Below are 19538 nucleotides of genomic sequence, written 5' to 3' on the forward strand. Positions count from 1 at the left end.
CACCGGCGGGCGGGCGGTCACCAGCGCTCCGGGTAACCGATGTCGGGGGCGGAGACGTCGTCGAGCGCGGCGTGCACCTCGTACGGCAGCTCGAGGGTCGCCGCCGTGAGCGAGGAACGAAGCTGGGTGGGCGTCCGCGCGCCCACGATCGCCGACGCGATGCCCTCGCGCTCCAGGAGCCAGGCCAGCGCCACCTCGCCGGCGGCGCGGCCCAGGCCCTCGGCAGCGGTCGCAACGGCCTCGACGACGGCGGACGCCGGCCCCTCCAGGTACGGCTGCACGAAGCCCGCCAGCGACCCGGCGGCCCGGGAGTCGCCGGGAATCGCGCGCCGGTACTTCCCGGTGAGCACCCCGCGCCCGAGCGGGGACCAGGCGAGCAGCCCGGCCCCGAGGGCGTCGGTGGCGGGGATGACGTCGCGCTCCACGCCGCGCTGCAGCAGCGAGTACTCGAGCTCGACGGCGGCCAGGCCGACGTCGGGCTCCAGCAGCGTGGCCACGCGCGCCGTGGCCCAGCCGGGGTGGTTGCTGAGCCCCACGTAGCGGGCGCGCCCGCTGGTGACGGCGATCCGCAGCGCGTTGCAGGTCTCCTCCAGTGACGTGTTCGGGTCGGGGCAGGCCACGAGGAACAGGTCCACGTGGTCGGTGCCCATGCGCACCAGCGACTCGTCCAGGCTGTCCAGCAGCGCCCCGCGGGAGGCGTCCACGACGCGGCCGGGGCCGCCGTCGGGCCGCGACTCGGAGCGGATGCCGGCCTTGGTGGCGAGCACCAGCTCGCTGCGCGCCACCTTGCCGCCGAGCAGCGTGCCGATGACACGCTCGGAGTCGCCGTCGGCGTAGCTGGCCGCCGTGTCGACGAGGGTGCCGCCGGCGTCGAGGAAGTCCCGTACCTGCTCGGCCGCGTCGATCTCGTCGGTGTCGCGGCCCCATGTCATGGTGCCGAGCCCGAGCTCCGAGACCCGCAGGCCCGATCTGCCCACCCGGCGTCGTTCCATGAGCGGCAGGCTACCCGCGGCTGGAGCGGGTGCGTCAGGAGGCGCGCCGTTGGGGTAGTGTCACGGCCCGTGACTGCGTGGGAAGCCATCCTTCTGGGCCTGGTCCAGGGCCTGACCGAGTTCCTCCCGATCTCTTCGTCGGCGCACCTGCGGATCGTCGGTGAGCTGATCGGGTCGAGCGACCCCGGCGCGGCCTTCACGGCCATCACGCAGATCGGCACCGAGGCCGCGGTGATCATCTACTACCGCAAGAAGATCGGCATCATCCTCGTCGCCTGGTTCAGGGCCCTGGCGGGCGCCAACGGCAAGGGCTGGCGCGCCCGCGTCGGCCTGGGCCCGCGCCCCGGCTCCGTCGACGTGCGGCACGGCCGCCCCGGCGTGATCGCCGACCCGGACGCCGCGATGGGCTGGTACATCATCTTCGGGTCGGTCCCGATCGTGGTGCTGGGCCTGCTGTTCCAGGACTACATCGAGACCACGCTGCGCAACCTGTGGATCACGGTGTTCACCCTCGCGTTCTTCGCGATCCTGCTGCTCCTGGCCGACATCTACGGCCGCCGGGAGCGCGAGCTGACCACCCTGACCGGCCGCAGCGCCATCGGCTTCGGCTTCGCCCAGGCCCTCGCGCTGGTGCCCGGCGTGTCCCGCTCCGGTGGCACCATCACCGCCGGCCTGGCCATGGGCTTCACGCGCAAGGCCGCCGCGGACTACTCGTTCCTGCTGGCCATCCCGGCGGTGCTGGGCTCGGGCTTCTACCAGCTCGTCAAGACTCTCGGCGAGCCGCTGCCCGCAGGATCGCCCGGCTGGGGCGCGATCCTGCTGGCGACGGTCGTCGCGTTCGGCGTGGGCTACGCGGTGATCATCGGGTTCCTCAAGATCATCGGCAACTACTCCTACAAGCCGTTCGTCTACTACCGGCTCGTGCTCGCGGGCGTGGTCGTGTACCTGCTCATGTCGGGCACGATCGACGCGACCGGCGGCGTCGCGTAGAACACACCGTCCGGCGCCCTGACATGGTCAGGGAGTGTCACAGGCTGCCGTTATCGTTGGTCGCGTGCACGCCTGGCCCACACCCCAAGTCCCGCAGCTTCCCGCCCCTGAGGCCGTCGCCCCGGTGCGGGTCCACGACTCGTCGACGGGTGAGCTCGTGGAGGCGGCGCCGGGACCCCGGGCGCGGCTGTACGCGTGCGGCATCACGCCGTACGACGCCACTCACATCGGGCACGCCAACACCTACGTGACGTTCGACCTGCTGGTGCGGGCCTGGCTCGACGCCGGCAAGGACGTCACCTACGCCTCGAACGTGACCGACGTCGACGACCCGCTGCTGGAGCGTGCCGCGGAGACGGGCATGGACTGGCGCGAGCTCGCCGCCTCCCAGATCGCCCTGTTCCGCGAGGACATGACGGCGCTGGGCGTGGTCCCGCCCGCCACCTGGACGGGCGCCGTCGAGTCGGCCCCCGACGTCGCGCGGGCCGTGGCCGCGATGCTGGAGTCGGGCGCGGCCTACCGTGTCTCGCTGGAGCCGGGCGCCGGTGGGTCGACGCCGGAGCTGGGCGACGTCTACGCCGACCTCACTGCCGACCCGCGCTTCGGCGCCGTCGCGCACCTGGACCGGGCCGAGGCCCTGGCCACGTTCGCCGAGCGCGGCGGCGACCCGGACCGCGAGGGCAAGAAGGACCCGCTGGACCCCCTGCTGTGGCGGCGCGAGCGGCCGGGCGAGCCGTCGTGGGACGGCGGCCCGCTCGGGTCGGGCCGGCCGGGCTGGCACATCGAGTGCGCGGTGATCGCACGCGACGGGCTCGGCCTGGCCGACGGCGAGCGGTTCGACGTGCAGGGCGGCGGGTCGGACCTGCTGTTCCCGCACCACGAGATGTCGACCTCGCACCTGCGCGTGCTGTCCGCCGCGGGCGACGGTGGCGAGGCGGCCGGCGCCCGCACGCACGTGCACGCCGGCCTGGTGGCCTACCAGGGCGAGAAGATGAGCAAGTCGCTCGGCAACCTCGTGCTCGTCTCCCGGCTGCGTGACGACGGCCACGACCCGATGGCGATCCGCCTGGCCCTGCTGGCGCACCACTACCGCACCGAGTGGGAGTGGGACGAGACGTCGCTGCCGGCGGGCGAGGCGCGGCTCGTGCGGTGGCGCGACGCGGTCTCGGGCAACGGTGGCCCGGCGGCCACGGAGACCCTTGCCGCGGTCCGCGCGGCCCTGGCCGACGACCTCGACGCACCGGCCGCGCTGGCCGCCGTCGACGCGTGGGCCGAGCGTTCCCTGGACCCGACCCGGGACACCTCGGCCGACGAGGAGGGCGCCCCCGGCATCATCGCCCGGACGGTGAACGCCCTGCTCGGAGTACGTCTCTGACCCGTCGGGAAGGCGATTTCGACGCGGTTTCGGTGAGGTAGGCCAGAACCGCGTCAAGCGCTTACCGGGTTAGTTTTGACCCCTGCTTCCGTTTGCATTTAACCCGGGGCAGGATGGGGAGCATGACGGAGTACGAGGAAGACTTCACGGGTGAGACCCGGGTCACCGTCACCACGACGCCCCGGTGCAGCACGCGATACCGAGTGGTACGTAACGGGCCGGGGTACGCTCCGGTCTACGACCGCGTCGAGGACGCCGCAAGGTGTCTCGAGACATGGGTGGGCTTCCACGGGCCGGACGCCGGAGTGCGGATCGAGCCCATCTCCAGCAGCGCGTGAGCGTCACGCCGACCTGAGAACGTCAATGGCCTGGGCCCGTCAGGGCTCAGGCCATCGTTCGTCCCGGTGGTGCCGGGGGCGAGGATGGCGCGGGCGGCCGGTGCCCTGGTCCAATGGACCATGGACGCAACAGAGCTTCGTGCCCGTCAGGCACCGCTGAAGGACAGGTATCGCGCCGAGCCTCGCGCGGCGGTCACCCCGCTGCGCGCCTCGGCGACATTCGCCGACGGCGGCATCACGGCCACCGTCGGGACCTGGGCAGGGCCCGTGCGTGCAGGGCTCCACAGCGCGACGGGCGGGGACGGGACGGACGCCTGCAGCGGCGACATGCTCCTTGAGGCCCTCGTCGCCTGCGCCGGCGTCACGCTCCGCAGCGTCGCGACGGTCATGGGCGTCACCATCCGGTCGGCCACGTTGACCGCGACCAGCTCGTTCGACGCACGGGGCACGCTGGGGCTGGACCGGGACGTGCCCGTCGGCGTCGCCCAGGTCACCATCGCGGCGGACCTCGAGACCGACGCCGACGACGCGACCCTGCAGCGGCTCGGCACGTTGGCGGAGCGGTACTGCGTCGTCGGCCAGAGTCTCCGCGTACCGCCGTCGATCGTCGCCCGCCGGGTTCCCGCTCGGGCATAGCCGGGGCCCGGGCGGCCGACCGGGGGGAGTCGTCCCGGAGCGTCAGAGCCGCTCGGGCCCGCTGTCCTTGCCGCCGCCGTCCCGGCGGCGCAGGTAACGCTCGAACTCGCGCGCGATGGCGTCGCCGGACGCCTCGGGCAGCTCGGCGGTGTCCTTGGCCTCCTCGAGCTGGGCAACGTACTCGGAGATCTCCGAGTCCTCCGACGCCAGCTCGTCCACGCCGTGCTGCCAGGCCGCCGCGTCGTCGGGCAGCTCGCCCATCGGGACGGTCTCGCCCAGGATCTCCTCCACGCGGGTGAGGATCGCGAGCGTCGCCTTGGGCGACGGCGGGTTGGCCACGTAGTGCGGCACGGCCGCCCACAGGCTCACCGACTGCAGGTTGCGCTCGGCGGCCTCGTGCTGCAGCACCCCGACGATGCCCGTGGGCCCCTGGTAGGTGTTGGCCTCGATGTCGAGGACGGACTGCAGGCCCACGCTGTCCGAGGTCGCGGTCATCGGGATGGGCCGGGTGTGCGGCACGTCGGCCAGGAGCGCACCGAGCGTGATCACGGTGCGGACCCCGAGCTCGTCGGCCACGCGCAGGAGCTCCTCGCAGTACTTGCGCCAGCGCATCGACGGCTCGACGCCGTGCACCAGCACCACCTTGCGCTCGCCCACCTGCGCGACCGAGATCGTCGTCGTCGGCCAGGTGATGGAGCGTTTCCCGTCGTCGTCCAACGAGATGTACGGGCGGTTGACCTGGAAGTCGTGGAACTCCTCCGGGTCGAGCTCCGTCACCTTCTCGGCGCCCCACACCTCGGCCAGGTGCGTCAGCGCCGTCGTGGCGGCGCTCCCCGCGTCGTTCCACCCTTCGAAGGCAGCCAGGAGCACGGTCTGGCGAGGCGAGGCCTGCTCCGGCTGCTCGTGATGCGCGTCGGTCATCCCCCCACCCTAGGGTGTGCGGCGCTCGACGTGACCAGGGGCACGGCCGCGTTCGCGGACGGGCGAATCAGAACACCGGGACGCCGGCACGCAGCGCACCGCGCACCTGGACCTCGACCCCGCGCCAGGTGCCGGACCAGAGCGTGTAGCCCGGGTTCAACATGCGCTGGTCGATGGCATGCTCCAGGCCCAGTGCCCGCGCGATGCTCTCGCCGTCGTCCAGGTGCCACGGCTGCAGGCACACACGCTCGGGCGTGACCGTCAGCACCTCGATCCAGTCCGCGCGGACGTGGCGCAGCAGGTCGATCACATCGCCAAGACGTTCTGTGACCGACTGCGAGGCAATGGGGTTCACGAGGCTCTCCGGGACACGGGATCGGACAGGTGGACTGACTGGTACCACCATGCGACGGACGCATGGGACGTGCCATCGGCAGCGCTCGGGACGTTTCGGTGATAGATACGTCCCTCAGGGGGTGACACGTGAGAAACCAAAGACTGGTCGCGGCGATGAGCCAGGCGGGCCTGAGCCAGGTACGGCTCGCGGCCGCTGTGGGCGTCGACCCGAAGACCGTGGAGCGCTGGGTGGCGCAGGGGCGTACCCCGCACCCGCGCCATCGCGTCGCGGTCTCCGACGCGCTGGGCTGCGACGTCGCGGCCCTGTGGGGCGACGTCGACCGCGCGGAGGCGGCCGCCCAGGAGATCGTGGGCGTGTACCCGGCGCGGCGCGCCGTGCCGTCCGGTACGTGGCGGGCGTTCCTCGCCGGCGTCGAGCAGCGGTTCGAGATGCACGCGTTCGCGGCGACGTTCCTGCCGGATCAGACGCTCGACCTGACCACCGAGATCGTCACCATGGCGGAGCGCGGCGTGCGGGTGCGGCTGCTGCTGGGCGACCCGGACGGCGAGGCCGTCGCGGTCCGCACCCGGGAGGAGGGCGGCACGGGCCTCGCCGGCCGGATCGCGCTGGTGCTGGCCTACCTGGCTCCCGCGCTCGGCACGCCGGGCGTCGAGGTGCGGCTGCACGACCAGACGCTGTACGCCACGACCTTCCGGTTCGACGACGACCTGCTGGTCAACACGCACGTCTGGGGCTCGCCCGCCGGGGCGAACCCGCTGCTGCACCTCAAGGACGGTCCCGAGGCGTCGATGGCGCCGGCCTACCAGGCAGGCTTCGAGCGGGTCTGGAACGCCGCGCCGCCGCTGACGGTCTGGCCGCGGACGGAGGACCCGGACAGGGAGTCGTGATGTCTCGGCGCGACTACTTCGACGACCCGGCCGCGCCGGCGGTGAACTCCGTGGTCCCCTCGGTCACGGTCGCCGTGCGCGACGACGGCGGCCGCCTGCTGCTCATCCACCGGACCGACAACGACCTGTGGGCGCTGCCGGGCGGGGGCATCGACCCGGGGGAGACGGTGCGGCAGGCCGGCGTCCGGGAGACCGAGGAGGAGACGGGATACCACGTGCGGATCACGGGCCTGGTCGGGATCTACACCGATCCCCGGCACGTGATCGTCTACTCGGACGGCGAGGTCCGCGCGCAGTTCTCCATCTGCATGCGCGCCACGGTTACCGGCGGCAGCGCGCGCATCTCGCGCGAGTCCAGCGAGGTCGTGTGGCAGCCCGTGGACAGGCTCGGTGAACTGGAGATCCACCCGTCGATGCGGCTGCGCATCGACCACGCGGTGGACAGCACGCGCACCGAGCCGTTCCTGACCTGACGCCGCTCCTTCAAGCGAGCCGCATACGGTCGTCGACCGTGGACACGATGTGCCGCAGCTGCGGCTCGGCGCGGTGGATGCTGCGTGAGACGAGGTGCCCCGGCGCGTAGCGGTCGTAGATGCACTCGAGGCGCTCGTCGATCGTGACGGTACGGCCCGTGGCCGAGGTGGTCATGTCGCAGTAGGTGAGCAGGTCGAGCAGCTCGCCGTCCGTGGGCGGCGGGAACTCACCTCGCAGGTGCGCGTCGAGGTGCCGCTCGCCCGCCTCCGTGAGGGCCGAGGTATGGTGCGCCACCAGGCTCGTCAGCGCGTCGGAGGCGCCGAGGCGGCGTAGGTAACGGGCGCCGTCGAGCTGGTGCAGGCCGGTGTCGCGGGCTGCGGCGGCGTAGCCGATGTCGTGCAGGTAGGCCGCCGTGACCAGCAGCTCGGGCAGGCCCAGGGCGTGGGCCACATGCTCCGCGCGCCGTCCCACGCCGAGCGAGTGGGCGAGGCGGTCGGTGCTCGGCTCGAAGACCTCCACGAGCAGAGCCTGCGCGCCCGCGGGACCGAGGTCCCGCGGGGTGGATCCTTGCATCGCTTCACCGTAGGGCGCGGGGCCGTGCACGGCGCGCCGGGCGGCGGCCCGCGCTGCGCTGCGTGCGGTGAAGAGGGCGGCCAGAGAAGGCGTTCTGGTCTCGATCATGTGCTCTCCCCCTGCGTCGTCGTCAGAGCTCTGGGCGACCCTTCGTGATCCACTCCCGCACGAGCGCCGTCGCCCGCCGGTGGCCGGCCAGCGCCTCCTCCCGGGTGGCGTGCAGCTCGGCGTGCTGCTCGGTGCAGTCGAGGCGCTCGTCCTCGGGGAGCACGCCGTCCGGGTCGAGCCGTTCGACGAACACCATCGTCTCGTAGATCAGCGGGGTGTGGTCGTGGTCGTCCTCGAGTGGTGCGGTGGTGTCGATCCCGGTCCAGACCGTGGACACGTGATAGATCCCGATGTGGTCGCGGGCGATGTGCGCGGACCCGGCCCCGAGCCGGAGCACCGACCACTGGTCCTGCGTGATCGGGTTGCCGTCGAGGTCGTAGTACATCCGCTGCGAGAGTCGCTCGAAGAAATCGGGTCCGAACACGGTCTTTCTCCCCCTTGGGCCGGTACCGGGACTCGGCGGCCGAAACCGTCGATCGTGGGCCAGCATCGCCCAGGATGTCGATACGCGCGCGGCGGAGGTGTGGTGGATCCGCTGGTCGGGGACGGATCGTGTGCGTCTGCCGGGGCGAGGGTGTTTTCCCAGCGCACAGGCCTGGAACTCCGTTATCGTCGCGGACCGTGACCAGGCGGCGGCAGGGGGACGGGACACGCGGGACGCTCGAGCACCTCACCGGGACGGTCCGCGAGCTGACGGCGCGCGGCGGGGCCGGTGCGGCCGGTACCGACGGCGCGCGGGGTGACAGCGCGCGCGGGGGCGGGCTGGACGGCTGGCGCGTCGCGGACTGGCATGCCGCGCTCCTCGACGTCCCGCTCGACGAGCGGGCGTACGCCGACCGGTTCCGCGTCTCGCGCGAGCGCGAGATCGAGCTGCTGTGGGACTGGTGGACGGCGCGGGACGCCGCCGTCGTCACACCGCGCACGGCCGGCTTCCTCGGGTACTACCTGCTCACGCTCGTCGCCATGCACTGCTCGGACCGGATGCGGTTCCACGACGACGCGCCCTGGGAGCTGGCGGTCGCCGGACGGCCTGCCGCGCAGGTCAGCGGCGCGCTCGTGGCCGACCCCGACGTGCGGCGCGCCCTGGCCGCGCTCCACGACCCGGGTGACCAGCGGGCTGGCGCCGGGCGCTCGGACGCCAGGCGGGCAGGCGGGACGTCCCGGGCGGCCGCGGAGTGGGCCGCCCTCGACCTGACGAGCCTGCGCTTCCACCGGCACGGCACCACCTCGATCATCCTCACCGGGCGGGTCGCGAAGCCGTCCCAGGGCCGCACGGCGACCTTCGCGCTGAAGTGCGTCATCCACCCGTACCTGACGATCCCGGCGATCGTCGACGCGACCCGCGGGTACCAGGCCGTGCACGGACAGCTGGACACCGACCAGCCGTCCCCGGCGGTGCCCGTCTGGGCCAGCCACGACAGCTGGATCCTCATGGACCTGGTGCGGGGCCGGACGCTGGGGGAGTACCTGGCCCACCGGGCAGCCGGGCAGCCCGCCCCGCCGGCCCGGGAGATCAACCGTCCCGTGGACACCCCGGCCCTGCGCGACCTGGGCAGCGCCCTGCTGAGCGCGCTCGCGGACCTCGAACGCCACAAGGGACGGCACGACGACCTCACGCCGTCCAACATCATCGTCCAGGACGAGCAGCCCGGGCAGGTGCGGCTGCGGTTCGTCGACCTGGGCGTCAACCACCTGCACGCCCGCTCCATCACCGGTCAGGGGCAGGGCGAGGGGGTGTTCGCGGCGCCCGAGGTGCGGCGCGACGGCGTCGGCCACCCGCTGGCCGACCTGTACTCGCTGGGCGCGCTGCTGATCGCGATCGCCGGGCTCCCGCACAACCCCGACGGCACGGTCCCCGACCAGTTCTACGTCGTGTCCGTCGGCCTGGCCCGGCTCCTGGAGGACCTGACCGACGCCGACCCCCGGCGCCGCCTGCTGGTCACGCCGGTCGACCCGGCGAGACCGCGGTTCGAGCAGATCGGCCGGGTGTTCGCCGACGAGGTCGCGATCCTCGAGCAGGACGGCCGCGAACGGCCCCGCACCACGCTGCAACGGCTGCGCGACCTGTCGCCGGGGGCCGGCACCGTGGCCCGCCAGCGACGCAAGCTCCAGGTGCGCACCGGCCAGGTGCGCGACGCCACGAGCGCCGCCCACCTGCGGCAGGCCCGCCGGCTGCAGCGCTGGGCCTGGCTCTTCGCCGTCCTGATCTGGTCCGCGACCGCCCTGGTCATCACGTGGTGGTCGCGCGACCTCGGACTGTCCTGGCAGGCCAAGTGGTTCGAGATGGCGGACGAGGTGTTCGGCCGCTCCGGGGCCGGCCTGGTCCTCCTCGACGACGTCCGCGCCGCCGACTACCCGATCCCCGACCCCTGGGGAAACCTGCCCGTACGGCTGGTGACGCTGACCTTCGCGCTGGTCTGCGCCCGGCTGTACCTCAACGTCTTCGCCGAGCTGAGCACCGTGTGGGCCCTGCCGCGCGACCGGCGGCACCGGCTGCGGGCCGTCACCGCGGAGGCCGGCCTGCGCTCCCTGGCCGTCCTGCCGCCCCTCTACGTGGTGCTGCCGACGCTCGTGGAACGCGACTGGTGGCCCCTGTTCACCTTCGTCGGCCACGTCACCTTCGCCGTGGTGGTCCAGGCATGCCTCTGGTTCGCCTGGGCCACCAACGCGCGTGCCCGTGCGGCAGGGCTCTCGTCCGTGCCCCGCGGCGAGATCGCCACGCTCGGCCGGCTGGCGGCCTGGCAGCCCACCGTGGCCGTCTACCTGGTCCCGATCATCGGCATCGGCACCCTGCTCTCCCTGGGGCTCGTGCAGGACGTGCTGGTCTACGCGTCGTTCGTCAGCCTGATCAACCTGGGCATCTTCTACCCGAAGAGCGCGGGTACCGACGCGCCGTACATCCGCGCGGGCATGAACCGGGCGGCGCTCGCGGCAGAGCGGCTGGAGCACCTGCAGCGTCGGGGTGTCTGAGCCGGCGAAGCGGATCAAGGGCGGTATCGGGTGATATGCCCGTTAGTTCCGTCACGGATCACACCGATCGGCGCGCGCAACACCTGTAGTCCGGGTGACGATGAACTAATGCTCAACCTGCGAAATCACCGGGTCATGCTCTCGGCCGTCGGTGCGCTCGTCGTCGCCGGCGCCGGCAGCGGCATCGCCTGGTCCGAGGCCGAGCGCACCAGCGATCCCGCTGACGTGCTGCTCGACGCCGTGGAGCACAGCGAGTCCACGATGCGCGACTACATCGACGTGATCAGCGGCCGGTTCGACGAGATCGAGGCCACGTCCGACACCGGCGAGAAGGAAGAGCTCGCCGCGGACCTCATGACCGACGTGCCCGACCTCGCCGAGGAGGCGCGGTCCGGGGTCCTCGGCGCCAAGGAGGAGGCCCGGGCGGTCTCGCTGCCCGACGGCGGCCGGCTCGACCTGGCCCGCGACGCCTACGTGGCGCACATGGACGCCTGGATCGCGGAGTACGACCGGGCGATCGTCGCCCCGGCGAGCGTCGTCGAGATCGAGCCCCGGGTGAACCAGACCTTCGACGAGGCGGTCGCGGCGTTCGACCGCACGGACCTGGACGCCGACCAGGAGGACCGGGCCGCGGAGCTGCTCGCGGACTGACCGAGCCTGCCGGCCGGCGGGAGCGCCCGGCTCAGGCCCGCCAGCTCATCGGAGACTGCGTGAGCGCCGCGTCCGCGACCCGCTTGGCGACGTCCGTGGTCAGGGCCGCGTACGACGAGTCGATCCACTCCTGCACCCCGTCCTGGCCGCCGTGCCGGTACTCGACGGCCTGGACGAGGCACTCCAGCTTGTCCGCGTCGCGGGCGCAGCGCGCCTCCGGCGTCTCCTGCGCCTCGAACTCGGTGACGGCGTCCAGGACGGTGGTGGCAGCGGCTTCCGGCAGGGGAACGACCTGGTCGCGCGTGACGGCCACGTTGTCCGGCTTGGTGAGATACGGCCTGGCCGTGTGGGGCAGATCCGTGATGCGGGTCTCCTGCGAGTCGTGCCACAGCGCGAGGTAGGCGGCGCGGGCCGGGTCGGCCCCCTCCTCGGCGGCCAGGAGGGCGGCGAGCTGAGCCACGCGCAGGCTGTGCTCGGCCACCGACTCCGGGTCGCGCACGCCGACCTGCCACCAGCCGGCGCGGCGCAGGCGCTTGAGCACGCCCATCTCGTAGGTGAAGGCTGCGATGCCGGAGGCGGCGGTGTGCGTCATGGCGCTATCGTCCGGCATCCGCCGCCCGTCCGTCTCCCGCCGGTTACCTGCCGTACGACGGAGGCACTTAGCATGTGCCGGTGCCCCGCGAATCCTCAGGTGCCCTGCCCGCCGCCGTCCTGTTCGACATGGACGGCACCCTCGTCGACTCCGAGGCCTACTGGATGCGCGCGGAGCACGAGATCGTCGTCGCCCACGGTGCGACCTGGACGCACGAGGACGCGCTGGGCGCCGTCGGGCAGGCGCTGCTCACCACGGGCGGCATGTTGCACGACGCCGGCGTCCCGCTGGAGCCGGCCGAGATCGTGGCCTGGCTCGTGGCTCGGGTCAACGAGCAGCTGCGGGAGGCCGTGCCGTGGCGCTCCGGCGTCCTGGAGCTGCTGGGGGACCTGCGCTCCGCCGACGTGCCCTGCGCCATCGTCACCATGTCCTATCGCAGCCAGGCCGAGGTCGTGGCCGACGGCGCGCCCGCCGGCACCTTCACCCACCTGGTCACCGGCGACGAGGTCACGCACGGCAAGCCGCACCCCGAGCCCTACCTGGCGGCAGCCGAGCTGTTCGGCGTGCGCGCCGAGGACTGCGTGGCGATCGAGGACTCGGGCCCCGGGATCACGTCCGCGCTCGCGTCGGGCGCCCGCACGCTCGGCGTGCCGGCCGAGGTGCCGGTGCCGCCGCGCCCGGGCCTGAGCCGAGCCACGTCGCTCAAGCAGATCGACCTGGAGGTGCTGCGCCGGATCGCGTCCGGTGAGGTCGTCGACCTGCTCGGCACAGGGGACCTGCCCGGCTGAGGTCGGCCTGCCGCGCAGGGGAGACCTGCGCGACTGCGCGGCGCGAGGCCGCGCGCCTCAGCCCGTGATGCCGAGCCGCAGCGCGACCGCGCCCTCCGGGACCTCCGGGGGCGTGCCACCGAACTCCGGGCAGATCGCCTGGTGCGCGCACCAGCCGCACAGCTTGGACTTCCGCGGCTTCCACTCGCCGGTCCGGGCGGCGTCCTCGATGCCGGACCAGATGGCCCGGATCTTCTGCTCGGTGTGCACCAGGTGCTCGGTCGTCGGCTCGCCGCGCAGCACCTGGCCGTCGCCCAGATACACGAGCTGGAGCATCTTGGGCAGCACCCCGCGCTCCCGCCACAGCACCAGCCCGTAGAACCGCATCTGGAACACGGCCGACGTCTCGTAGCCGGGTCGTGGCGACCTGCCCGTCTTGTAGTCGACCACGCGCAGCGCGCCGTCGGGCGCCACGTCCAGCCGGTCCACGATGCCGCGGAGCAGCGGGCCACCGTCGAGCTGCGACTCGACGAGCAGCTCACGCTCGGCGGGCTCCAGCCGGTTCGGGTTCTCCAGCGTGAAGTACGTGCCCAGCAGCGAGCCCGCCCCGGCCAGCCAGCCCGCGCGGTCCTGCCCGTCCGGGCCGATCCCGTCGGTGAACAGCCCCGCGTACCGCTCGTCCGCCTCCAGCAGCCGGTCCCACTCGCCCGGCAGCAGGTCGTGTGCCGCGGCCAGCGTGCGCTCGCCCAGCGGGGCGTCGTACAGCCGCTCCAGCACCGAGTGCACCAGCGTGCCGCGCGCTGCCGCGGCGGACGGCGGCTCGGGCAGCCGGTCCACCGTCCGGAACCGGAACAGCAGCGGGCACTGCATGAAGTCGTTGGCACGCGACGGGGACAGGGCCGGCGGTCGCGAGGGCGCGCGCACGGCGGTCGCGGCGTCGGCCGCCTCCGTGGTCGCGTCCGGCACCAGGCCCTGGGTCAGCTCCGTCGTCGTCATGCCCCAACCCTAGGGGCGGCCACCGACATCCCCCGGGAGTTGTCCACAGCGTGCCGTCACCCGCACGCCCCGCGGCCGGTTAGGTTTGTCCGGTGACCACCTCGGAGCCCGCCTCCACGCCCGCACCCGCCCCGGAACGTTCGAAGGGTTTCGTCATCGGACGCGTCGCCGGCGCACCCGTGATCGTCACGCGGTCCTGGTTCCTCGCGGCCCTCGTCCTGACCATCCTGTTCGTGCCCGCCATCGAGGCGCGTGCGCCGGGGCTCGGCGGGGGCGTCTACCTCGCCGCGTTCGTGTTCGTGCTGCTCCTGTTCGGGTCGGTCTTCCTGCACGAGGTCGCGCACGCGCTGGTCGCCAGGGCGCGCGGCCAGAACGTGACCGAGCTCGCCGTCACGCTCTGGGGCGGCCACACCGCCTATACCGGCGGACTCGGACGCCCGCTCGACGGCTTCCTGGTCGCCGTCGTCGGGCCGGTGACGAACCTGGTGCTCGCGGCCGGGTTCGGGTTCGCCTACCAGTTCGCGAGCCAGGCTTCGCCGGTGCAGAACCTGCCGACCGTCCTGCTGGGCCTGGCGGCCATCTCCAACGCCTTCGTCGGGGTGTTCAACCTGCTGCCGGGACTGCCGCTGGACGGCGGGCAGATCCTCGAGTCGCTGGTCTGGGCCGTCACGGGCAAGCGTTCGACGGGCACCATCGCGGCCGGCTGGGTGGGCCGTGTCGTCGCCGTCGGCGTGCTGCTCTGGGCGTTGGTGCTGCCGCTCGTGCTGGGCGCTCGGCCGAGCCTCACCAACGTCCTGTGGTCGGCCCTGATCGGCGCGTTCCTCTGGGCGGGGGCGGGCGCTGCCATCACCAACGGCCGCCGGCGGGAGGCCGTCGCGGCGCTGTCCGCGGCGGGGCTCGCGGTCCCCGCGCTCACCGTCTCGCTCGGCGCCACGCTCGCCGAGGCGCTGTCCGCGCGGACGGCCGCCGTTGCCGGCGGCATGCCCGACGCCGCGGCCCACCGCCTGGTCGTGGTGGGACAGGGCGGCGTCCCGGTCGCGGTGCTGGACGACGACGCCGTCGCCGCGGTGCCGCCCGCCGCGCAGCACACCACCCAGGTCGACGCCGTGGCGGTGCCGTTCGTGCGGGGCAGCGAGGTCGACCCACGGATGTCGGGGACCGACCTGCTGAACCACCTGGCCGCGCGGTCGGGCGGCGCCCGGCTGGTCCCGGTCGTCGAGCAAGGCCGGGTCACCGGGGTGCTCGACCTCGCCGACGTCGCCCGGGCGGTGCGGGGCACCTAGACTGGTCGGTCGTGACCACACCCACCGATGCCCCTACCGCCACCGGCGCCGAGCTGCGCCGCGGCCCGTTCCGAGTGGGCGACAAGGTCCAGCTGACCGACCCCAAGGGCCGCCTCCACACCATCACGCTGCAGCCCGGCGGCACCTTCCACACCCACAAGGGCTACTTCAAGCACGAGCAGATCATCGGGCAGCCAGAGGGCTCGGTGGTCGTCAACACGGCCGAGATCGAGTACCTCGCGCTGCGCCCGCTGCTGGCCGACTACGTGCTGTCGATGCCGCGCGGCGCCGCCGTCGTCTACCCCAAGGACGCCGGGCAGATCGTCGCCATGGCCGACATCTACCCGGGTGCCCGGGTGGTCGAGGCCGGCGTGGGCTCGGGCGCGCTGACCATGTCGCTGCTGCGCGCGGTCGGCGACGCCGGCCACGTGCACTCGATCGAGCGCCGCGAGGACTTCGCCGCGATCGCCCAGGGCAACGTGGAGACCTTCTTCGGCGGGCCGCACCCGGCGTGGAACCTGTCCGTGGGCGACCTCGCCGACGTGCTGCCCGAGGTGGCCGAGCCGGGCACCGTCGACCGCGTGGTGCTGGACATGCTTGCCCCGTGGGAGAACGTCGACGCCGTCGCGACCGCGCTCGCGCCCGGCGGCGTCCTTGTCTGCTATGTGGCCACCACGACCCAACTTTCGCGCACAGCAGAAGACCTCCGTGCGGACGGCCGGTTCGCCGAGCCCGCGGCCTTCGAGACGATGGTCCGCGGGTGGCACCTGGAGGGTCTCGCGGTCCGCCCCGAGCACCGGATGATCGGGCACACCGGCTTCCTCATCACGACCCGCCGCCTGGCCGACGGCGTGGTCCCGCCCGAGCGGAAACGGCGTCCTGCCAAGGGTGCTTACCCCGTGACGGCCGAGGCCGAGTGGTCGCCGGAGGAGCTCGGCGAGCGTGCGATATCGGACAAGAAGATCCGAAAGGTCCGACGTGACCTCGGTGTTGCACCCGACACGGAGAACCCCCCTCCCGCGTGAACGGGCTGTAACGATCGGGTACCCCGGACGTCTCAAACGGGTGTTCTTACTCCCGGAGTGTCAGTGACTGTGCTTAGAGTGCTGTTCTCGGAGGCGTTTGCGTCATATGGTCGCCTCCCGGGCCCTACGAGAGGGGATGTCATGACCGAGAACACGTCAGGATACAACCATCCCGAGCACGAGTCTTTGCCAAGCCGCGACTACGAGCGACAGATCGCCCTCCTCTCAGCAAAGAACGAACGCCTCGCGGAAGCCCTCCGCGCGGCGCGCGATCAGATAGTCGAGCTCAAGAAACAGCTCGACGACCTGGCCAAGCCACCGGGTACCTACGCCGTCTTCCTCGGAGCGCACTCCGACGGTTCGGTGGACATCTCGTCGGCCGGCCGCAAGATGCATGTCTCCGCCAGCCCCAGCCTGGACGTCACGCGGCTGCGGCCGGGCCAGGAGGTCAAGCTCAACGAGGCGATGACCGTGGTCGGCGCGGGCGAGTACGAGCGCACCGGTGAGCTGGTGACCGTCAAGGAGATGCTCGGCGGTGACCGCGTGCTCGTGGTGGGCCGTGCCGACGAGGAGCGCGTGGTGCGTCTCGCCGGCTCGGTCATGGACGCCCCGCTGCGCGTGGGGGACTCGCTCACGGTCGACACCCGCAGCGGCTTCGTGTTCGAGATCGTGCCCAAGTCCGAGGTCGAGGAGCTGGTCCTCGAGGAGGTCCCGGACATCGAGTACGAGGACATCGGTGGTCTCGGCCCGCAGATCGAGGCGATCCGCGACGCGGTCGAGCTGCCCTTCGCGCACCCCGACCTGTTCCGGGAGCACGGGCTGCGCCCGCCCAAGGGCGTGCTCCTGTACGGCCCGCCCGGCTGCGGAAAGACGCTCATCGCCAAGGCCGTGGCGCACTCGCTCGCCGGGATGGTGGCGCGGGCCAACGGGGGCAACCCCGAGGTGAAGAGCTTCTTCCTGAACGTCAAGGGTCCGGAGCTGCTCAACAAGTACGTCGGTGAGACCGAACGGCACATCCGCCTGATCTTCGCCCGCGCCCGGGAGAAGGCCAGCCAGGGGATGCCCGTCGTCGTCTTCTTCGACGAGATGGAGTCGCTGTTCCGCACCCGCGGCACCGGCCTCTCCTCGGACGTCGAGACCACGATCGTGCCCCAGCTCCTCGCCGAGATCGACGGCGTGGAGCGGCTCGACAACGTCATCGTGATCGGCGCCTCCAACCGCGAGGACATGATCGACCCGGCCATCCTGCGCCCGGGGCGGCTCGACGTGAAGATCAAGATCGAGCGGCCCGACGCCGAGGGGGCCAAGGAGGTCTTCGGCAAGTACCTCACCAAGGAGCTGCCGATCCACGCGGACGACCTGGCGGAGTACGGCAACAACGTCAGCGAGGCGCTGGACGGCATGATCACCTCGGTCGTGGAGCGGATGTACTCCGAGGACGAGGAGAACCAGTTCCTCGAGGTCACCTACGCCTCGGGGGACAAGGAGACCCTGTTCTTCAAGGACTTCAACTCGGGCGCCATGATCCAGAACGTGGTGGACCGGGCCAAGAAGAACGCGATCAAGGACTTCCTGGCCACGGGGCAGAAGGGCATCCGCGTGGAGCACCTGCTGACGGCCTGCGTCGACGAGTTCAAGGAGAACGAGGACCTCCCGAACACGACCAACCCCGACGACTGGGCGCGGATCAGCGGCAAGAAGGGCGAGCGCATCGTCTTCATCCGCACCATCGTGCAGAAGAAGGGCGAGGGCGCCACGCCCCGCACGATCGACACCGTCCAGAACACCGGCCAGTACCTCTGACCACACAACCCGGGCAGGTCCGCGTCCGTCGAACGGGCGCGGACCTGCCCGACCATCTGGACTACTCCGGCATAGGGTGGTGGACGTGAGCGTGCGTCGTGTGATGGGCATCGAGACCGAGTACGGAGTGCTGCAGCCTGGCCGGCCCCTGGCCAACCCCATGCTGCTGTCGAGCCAGGTGGTGACCACCTACCGGGCCATCTCCACCCGCGCCGAGGGGGCGGGCGGCAAGGCGCGCTGGGACTACGACGACGAGGACCCGCTGCAGGACGCGCGCGGGTTCCACCTCGACCGTGCCTCGGCGCAGCCCTCCATGCTGACCGACGACCCGGCGCGACCCGCGCCGTCCGGCCCCGTCACGGGGCAGGTGCCCGTCGTGGAACCCGGCCTGCCGGGCCGTGGCCGCCGCCGGCCGGGCTCGACCCAGGAGGTCGAGCGGCCCGCCGCCGACGAGTACGACGACCCGAGCGCCGCCAACGTGATCCTCACGAACGGCGCCCGTCTCTACGTGGACCACGCGCACCCCGAGTACTCCTCGCCCGAGGTCATGACGCCCGAGGACATCGTGCGCTGGGACGTCGCCGGCGAGCGGGTTATGCTCGCCGCGCTGCGGGAGCTGTCCGGCTTCCCCGGCAGCGAGGTCGTGCTCTACAAGAACAACGTCGACGGCAAGGGCGCCAGCTACGGCACCCACGAGAACTACCTCGTGGACCGCGCGCTGTCGTTCACCACGCTCGCCGAGCTCATCACCCCGTTCCTGGTCACGCGGCAGGTGTTCACCGGCTCGGGCCGGGTCGGCCTGGGCGCCACGAGCGGCACGCCCGGCTTCCAGATCTCGCAGCGCGCGGACTACATCGAGGCCGAGATCGGCCTGGAGACCACGCTGCGCCGTCCGATCGTCAACACGCGTGACGAGCCCCATGCCGACCGGCAGCGCTGGCGGCGCCTGCACCTGATCCTCGGCGACGCCAACCTGATGGAGGTCCCCACCTACCTCAAGACGGGCACGACGTCGCTGGTCCTGTGGGTGCTGGAGCACCTGGACGAGCTGGCCGAGGCCGGCGTGGACGCCCGCGGCGAGCTGGGTGCCCTGCGCCTGGCCTCGCCCGTCAGCGACGTCCAGAAGGTCTCGCGCGACCTCGACCTGACCGCGGCGCTCGACCTCGCCGACGGCCGCACCATGACGGCGCTCGAGCTCCAGGGCGAGGTCGCCGACGTCGTGCGGCGCTCTCTGAAGGTGCTCGGCACCGACCCGGAGTCGGACGCCGTGCTGGACCGCTGGGCCTCCGTGGTCGAGCGGCTCGGCACGGACCCGGCCGAGTGCGCGCGCGAGGTGGAGTGGGTCGCCAAGCTGCGTCTGCTGGACCGCCTGCGTTCGCGCGACAACCTCGAGTGGGACCACCCGCGCCTGCACGCGATGGACCTGCAGTGGTCCGACGTGCGTCCCGAGCGCGGCATCTACCACCGGCTGCTCGCCAAGGGTGCGGTGGACCGCATCGTCGACGAGGAGTCCGTCGCGCGTGCGGTCCAGCACCCGCCGGCGGACACCCGGGCCTACTTCCGGGGCGAGGTGATGGCGCGCTACGGCAGTCAGATCTCCGCCGCGAGCTGGGACTCGGTGATCTTCGACGTCGACGGTGCCCAGGCGCTGCAGCGCGTGCCGATGCTCGACCCGACGCGCGGCACCCGACGTCATATCGGCGCCCTGCTCGACGCGAGCCCCGACGCGGCGGCACTGCTCGCCGGACTCTCCGGGCGAAGGTGAGCTTCGATGTCGGTGTCTGCCTCTAGGGTCGAAC

At 72.3% G+C, this 19538-nt stretch carries 20 protein-coding genes; 13 read left to right on the forward strand and 7 right to left on the reverse strand.

What is annotated here, in order from left to right; genetic code table 11:
- Positions 1–17: 17 nt before the first annotated feature.
- A complete protein-coding gene (locus ACH47X_RS17010) occupies positions 18–992 on the reverse strand; it encodes an aldo/keto reductase (protein ID WP_397405744.1) in 975 nt (324 codons plus the stop codon).
- A gap of 69 nt (positions 993–1061) precedes the next feature.
- Here ACH47X_RS17010 and ACH47X_RS17015 point away from each other — a divergent pair, with 69 nt between their 5' ends.
- The 4 genes from ACH47X_RS17015 to ACH47X_RS17030 all read left to right on the forward strand — a co-directional run bounded on the left by ACH47X_RS17015 (position 1062) and on the right by ACH47X_RS17030 (position 4331).
- Complete coding sequence (locus ACH47X_RS17015; RefSeq protein ID WP_142036315.1) at positions 1062–1982, forward strand: undecaprenyl-diphosphate phosphatase; 921 nt, start codon at positions 1062–1064, stop codon at positions 1980–1982.
- 64 nt (positions 1983–2046) lie between these two features.
- Positions 2047–3357, forward strand: a complete 1311-nt coding sequence (gene mshC / locus ACH47X_RS17020) for a cysteine--1-D-myo-inosityl 2-amino-2-deoxy-alpha-D-glucopyranoside ligase (RefSeq protein ID WP_397405745.1) — start codon at positions 2047–2049, stop codon at positions 3355–3357.
- A gap of 122 nt (positions 3358–3479) precedes the next feature.
- Positions 3480–3695 (forward strand): hypothetical protein, encoded by a 216-nt coding sequence (locus ACH47X_RS17025; protein WP_020014712.1) that lies wholly within the window; start codon positions 3480–3482, stop codon positions 3693–3695.
- Between the two features lie 120 nt (positions 3696–3815).
- Positions 3816–4331 (forward strand): OsmC family protein, encoded by a 516-nt coding sequence (locus ACH47X_RS17030; protein WP_397405746.1) that lies wholly within the window; start codon positions 3816–3818, stop codon positions 4329–4331.
- A gap of 42 nt (positions 4332–4373) precedes the next feature.
- Here ACH47X_RS17030 and ACH47X_RS17035 read toward each other — a convergent pair whose 3' ends face one another.
- Positions 4374–5252 carry a PAC2 family protein gene (locus tag ACH47X_RS17035; RefSeq protein ID WP_020014713.1) on the reverse strand — a complete coding sequence of 293 codons (879 nt, stop codon included), beginning with the start codon at positions 5250–5252 and terminating at the stop codon, positions 4374–4376.
- Positions 5253–5319: 67 nt separating this feature from the next.
- On the reverse strand, positions 5320–5607 hold the full coding sequence (locus tag ACH47X_RS17040; RefSeq protein WP_182616890.1) for a hypothetical protein: 288 nt from the start codon (positions 5605–5607) through the stop codon (positions 5320–5322).
- A 128-nt stretch (positions 5608–5735) separates the two neighbouring features.
- On the opposite strand from ACH47X_RS17040, the gene ACH47X_RS17045 reads away from it, so the two are divergent.
- Positions 5736–6497, forward strand: coding sequence for a helix-turn-helix domain-containing protein (locus ACH47X_RS17045; RefSeq protein WP_142036309.1), 762 nt, complete (start codon positions 5736–5738; stop codon positions 6495–6497).
- Complete coding sequence (locus ACH47X_RS17050; RefSeq protein WP_142036306.1) at positions 6497–6970, forward strand: NUDIX hydrolase; 474 nt, start codon at positions 6497–6499, stop codon at positions 6968–6970. Before ACH47X_RS17045 ends, ACH47X_RS17050 begins: the two co-directional genes overlap by 1 nt.
- Positions 6971–6980: 10 nt before the next feature.
- On the opposite strand, the gene ACH47X_RS17055 is transcribed toward ACH47X_RS17050, so the two are convergent.
- Both ACH47X_RS17055 and ACH47X_RS17060 read right to left on the reverse strand, forming a co-directional pair.
- Complete coding sequence (locus ACH47X_RS17055) at positions 6981–7652, reverse strand: HDIG domain-containing metalloprotein (RefSeq protein ID WP_397405747.1); 672 nt, start codon at positions 7650–7652, stop codon at positions 6981–6983.
- Between the two features lie 22 nt (positions 7653–7674).
- Entirely contained in the window at positions 7675–8076 is a 402-nt protein-coding gene (locus ACH47X_RS17060; RefSeq protein WP_397405748.1) for a hypothetical protein, read from the reverse strand.
- A 197-nt stretch (positions 8077–8273) separates the two neighbouring features.
- Here ACH47X_RS17060 and ACH47X_RS17065 point away from each other — a divergent pair, with 197 nt between their 5' ends.
- A complete protein-coding gene (locus tag ACH47X_RS17065) occupies positions 8274–10622 on the forward strand; it encodes a hypothetical protein (protein WP_397405749.1) in 2349 nt (782 codons plus the stop codon).
- 108 nt (positions 10623–10730) lie between these two features.
- Complete coding sequence (locus ACH47X_RS17070) at positions 10731–11273, forward strand: hypothetical protein (RefSeq protein WP_397405750.1); 543 nt, start codon at positions 10731–10733, stop codon at positions 11271–11273.
- A gap of 31 nt (positions 11274–11304) precedes the next feature.
- On the opposite strand, the gene ACH47X_RS17075 is transcribed toward ACH47X_RS17070, so the two are convergent.
- Complete coding sequence (locus ACH47X_RS17075; RefSeq protein WP_397405751.1) at positions 11305–11865, reverse strand: HD family hydrolase; 561 nt, start codon at positions 11863–11865, stop codon at positions 11305–11307.
- 80 nt (positions 11866–11945) lie between these two features.
- Between ACH47X_RS17075 and ACH47X_RS17080 the strand changes: the two genes are divergently transcribed.
- Complete coding sequence (locus ACH47X_RS17080; RefSeq protein ID WP_397405752.1) at positions 11946–12653, forward strand: HAD family hydrolase; 708 nt, start codon at positions 11946–11948, stop codon at positions 12651–12653.
- 57 nt (positions 12654–12710) lie between these two features.
- Here ACH47X_RS17080 and ACH47X_RS17085 read toward each other — a convergent pair whose 3' ends face one another.
- Complete coding sequence (locus tag ACH47X_RS17085) at positions 12711–13628, reverse strand: RecB family exonuclease (RefSeq protein ID WP_397405753.1); 918 nt, start codon at positions 13626–13628, stop codon at positions 12711–12713.
- A 92-nt stretch (positions 13629–13720) separates the two neighbouring features.
- On the opposite strand from ACH47X_RS17085, the gene ACH47X_RS17090 reads away from it, so the two are divergent.
- The 4 genes from ACH47X_RS17090 to dop all read left to right on the forward strand — a co-directional run bounded on the left by ACH47X_RS17090 (position 13721) and on the right by dop (position 19504).
- Positions 13721–14911: a site-2 protease family protein gene (locus ACH47X_RS17090; protein ID WP_397405754.1), complete on the forward strand. Its 1191-nt coding sequence runs from the start codon at positions 13721–13723 to the stop codon at positions 14909–14911.
- A gap of 11 nt (positions 14912–14922) precedes the next feature.
- Positions 14923–15936, forward strand: a complete 1014-nt coding sequence (locus tag ACH47X_RS17095; protein ID WP_026365570.1) for a tRNA (adenine-N1)-methyltransferase — start codon at positions 14923–14925, stop codon at positions 15934–15936.
- Between the two features lie 141 nt (positions 15937–16077).
- Complete coding sequence (gene arc, locus ACH47X_RS17100) at positions 16078–17739, forward strand: proteasome ATPase (protein ID WP_142036266.1); 1662 nt, start codon at positions 16078–16080, stop codon at positions 17737–17739.
- Positions 17740–17842: 103 nt separating this feature from the next.
- Positions 17843–19504 (forward strand): depupylase/deamidase Dop, encoded by a 1662-nt coding sequence (gene dop / locus ACH47X_RS17105; RefSeq protein WP_397405854.1) that lies wholly within the window; start codon positions 17843–17845, stop codon positions 19502–19504.
- The last annotated feature ends 34 nt before the right edge of the window (positions 19505–19538 follow it).

The sequence above is a fragment of the Promicromonospora kroppenstedtii genome (genome assembly GCF_044389675.1).
Taxonomy (GTDB): domain Bacteria; phylum Actinomycetota; class Actinomycetes; order Actinomycetales; family Cellulomonadaceae; genus Promicromonospora; species Promicromonospora kroppenstedtii.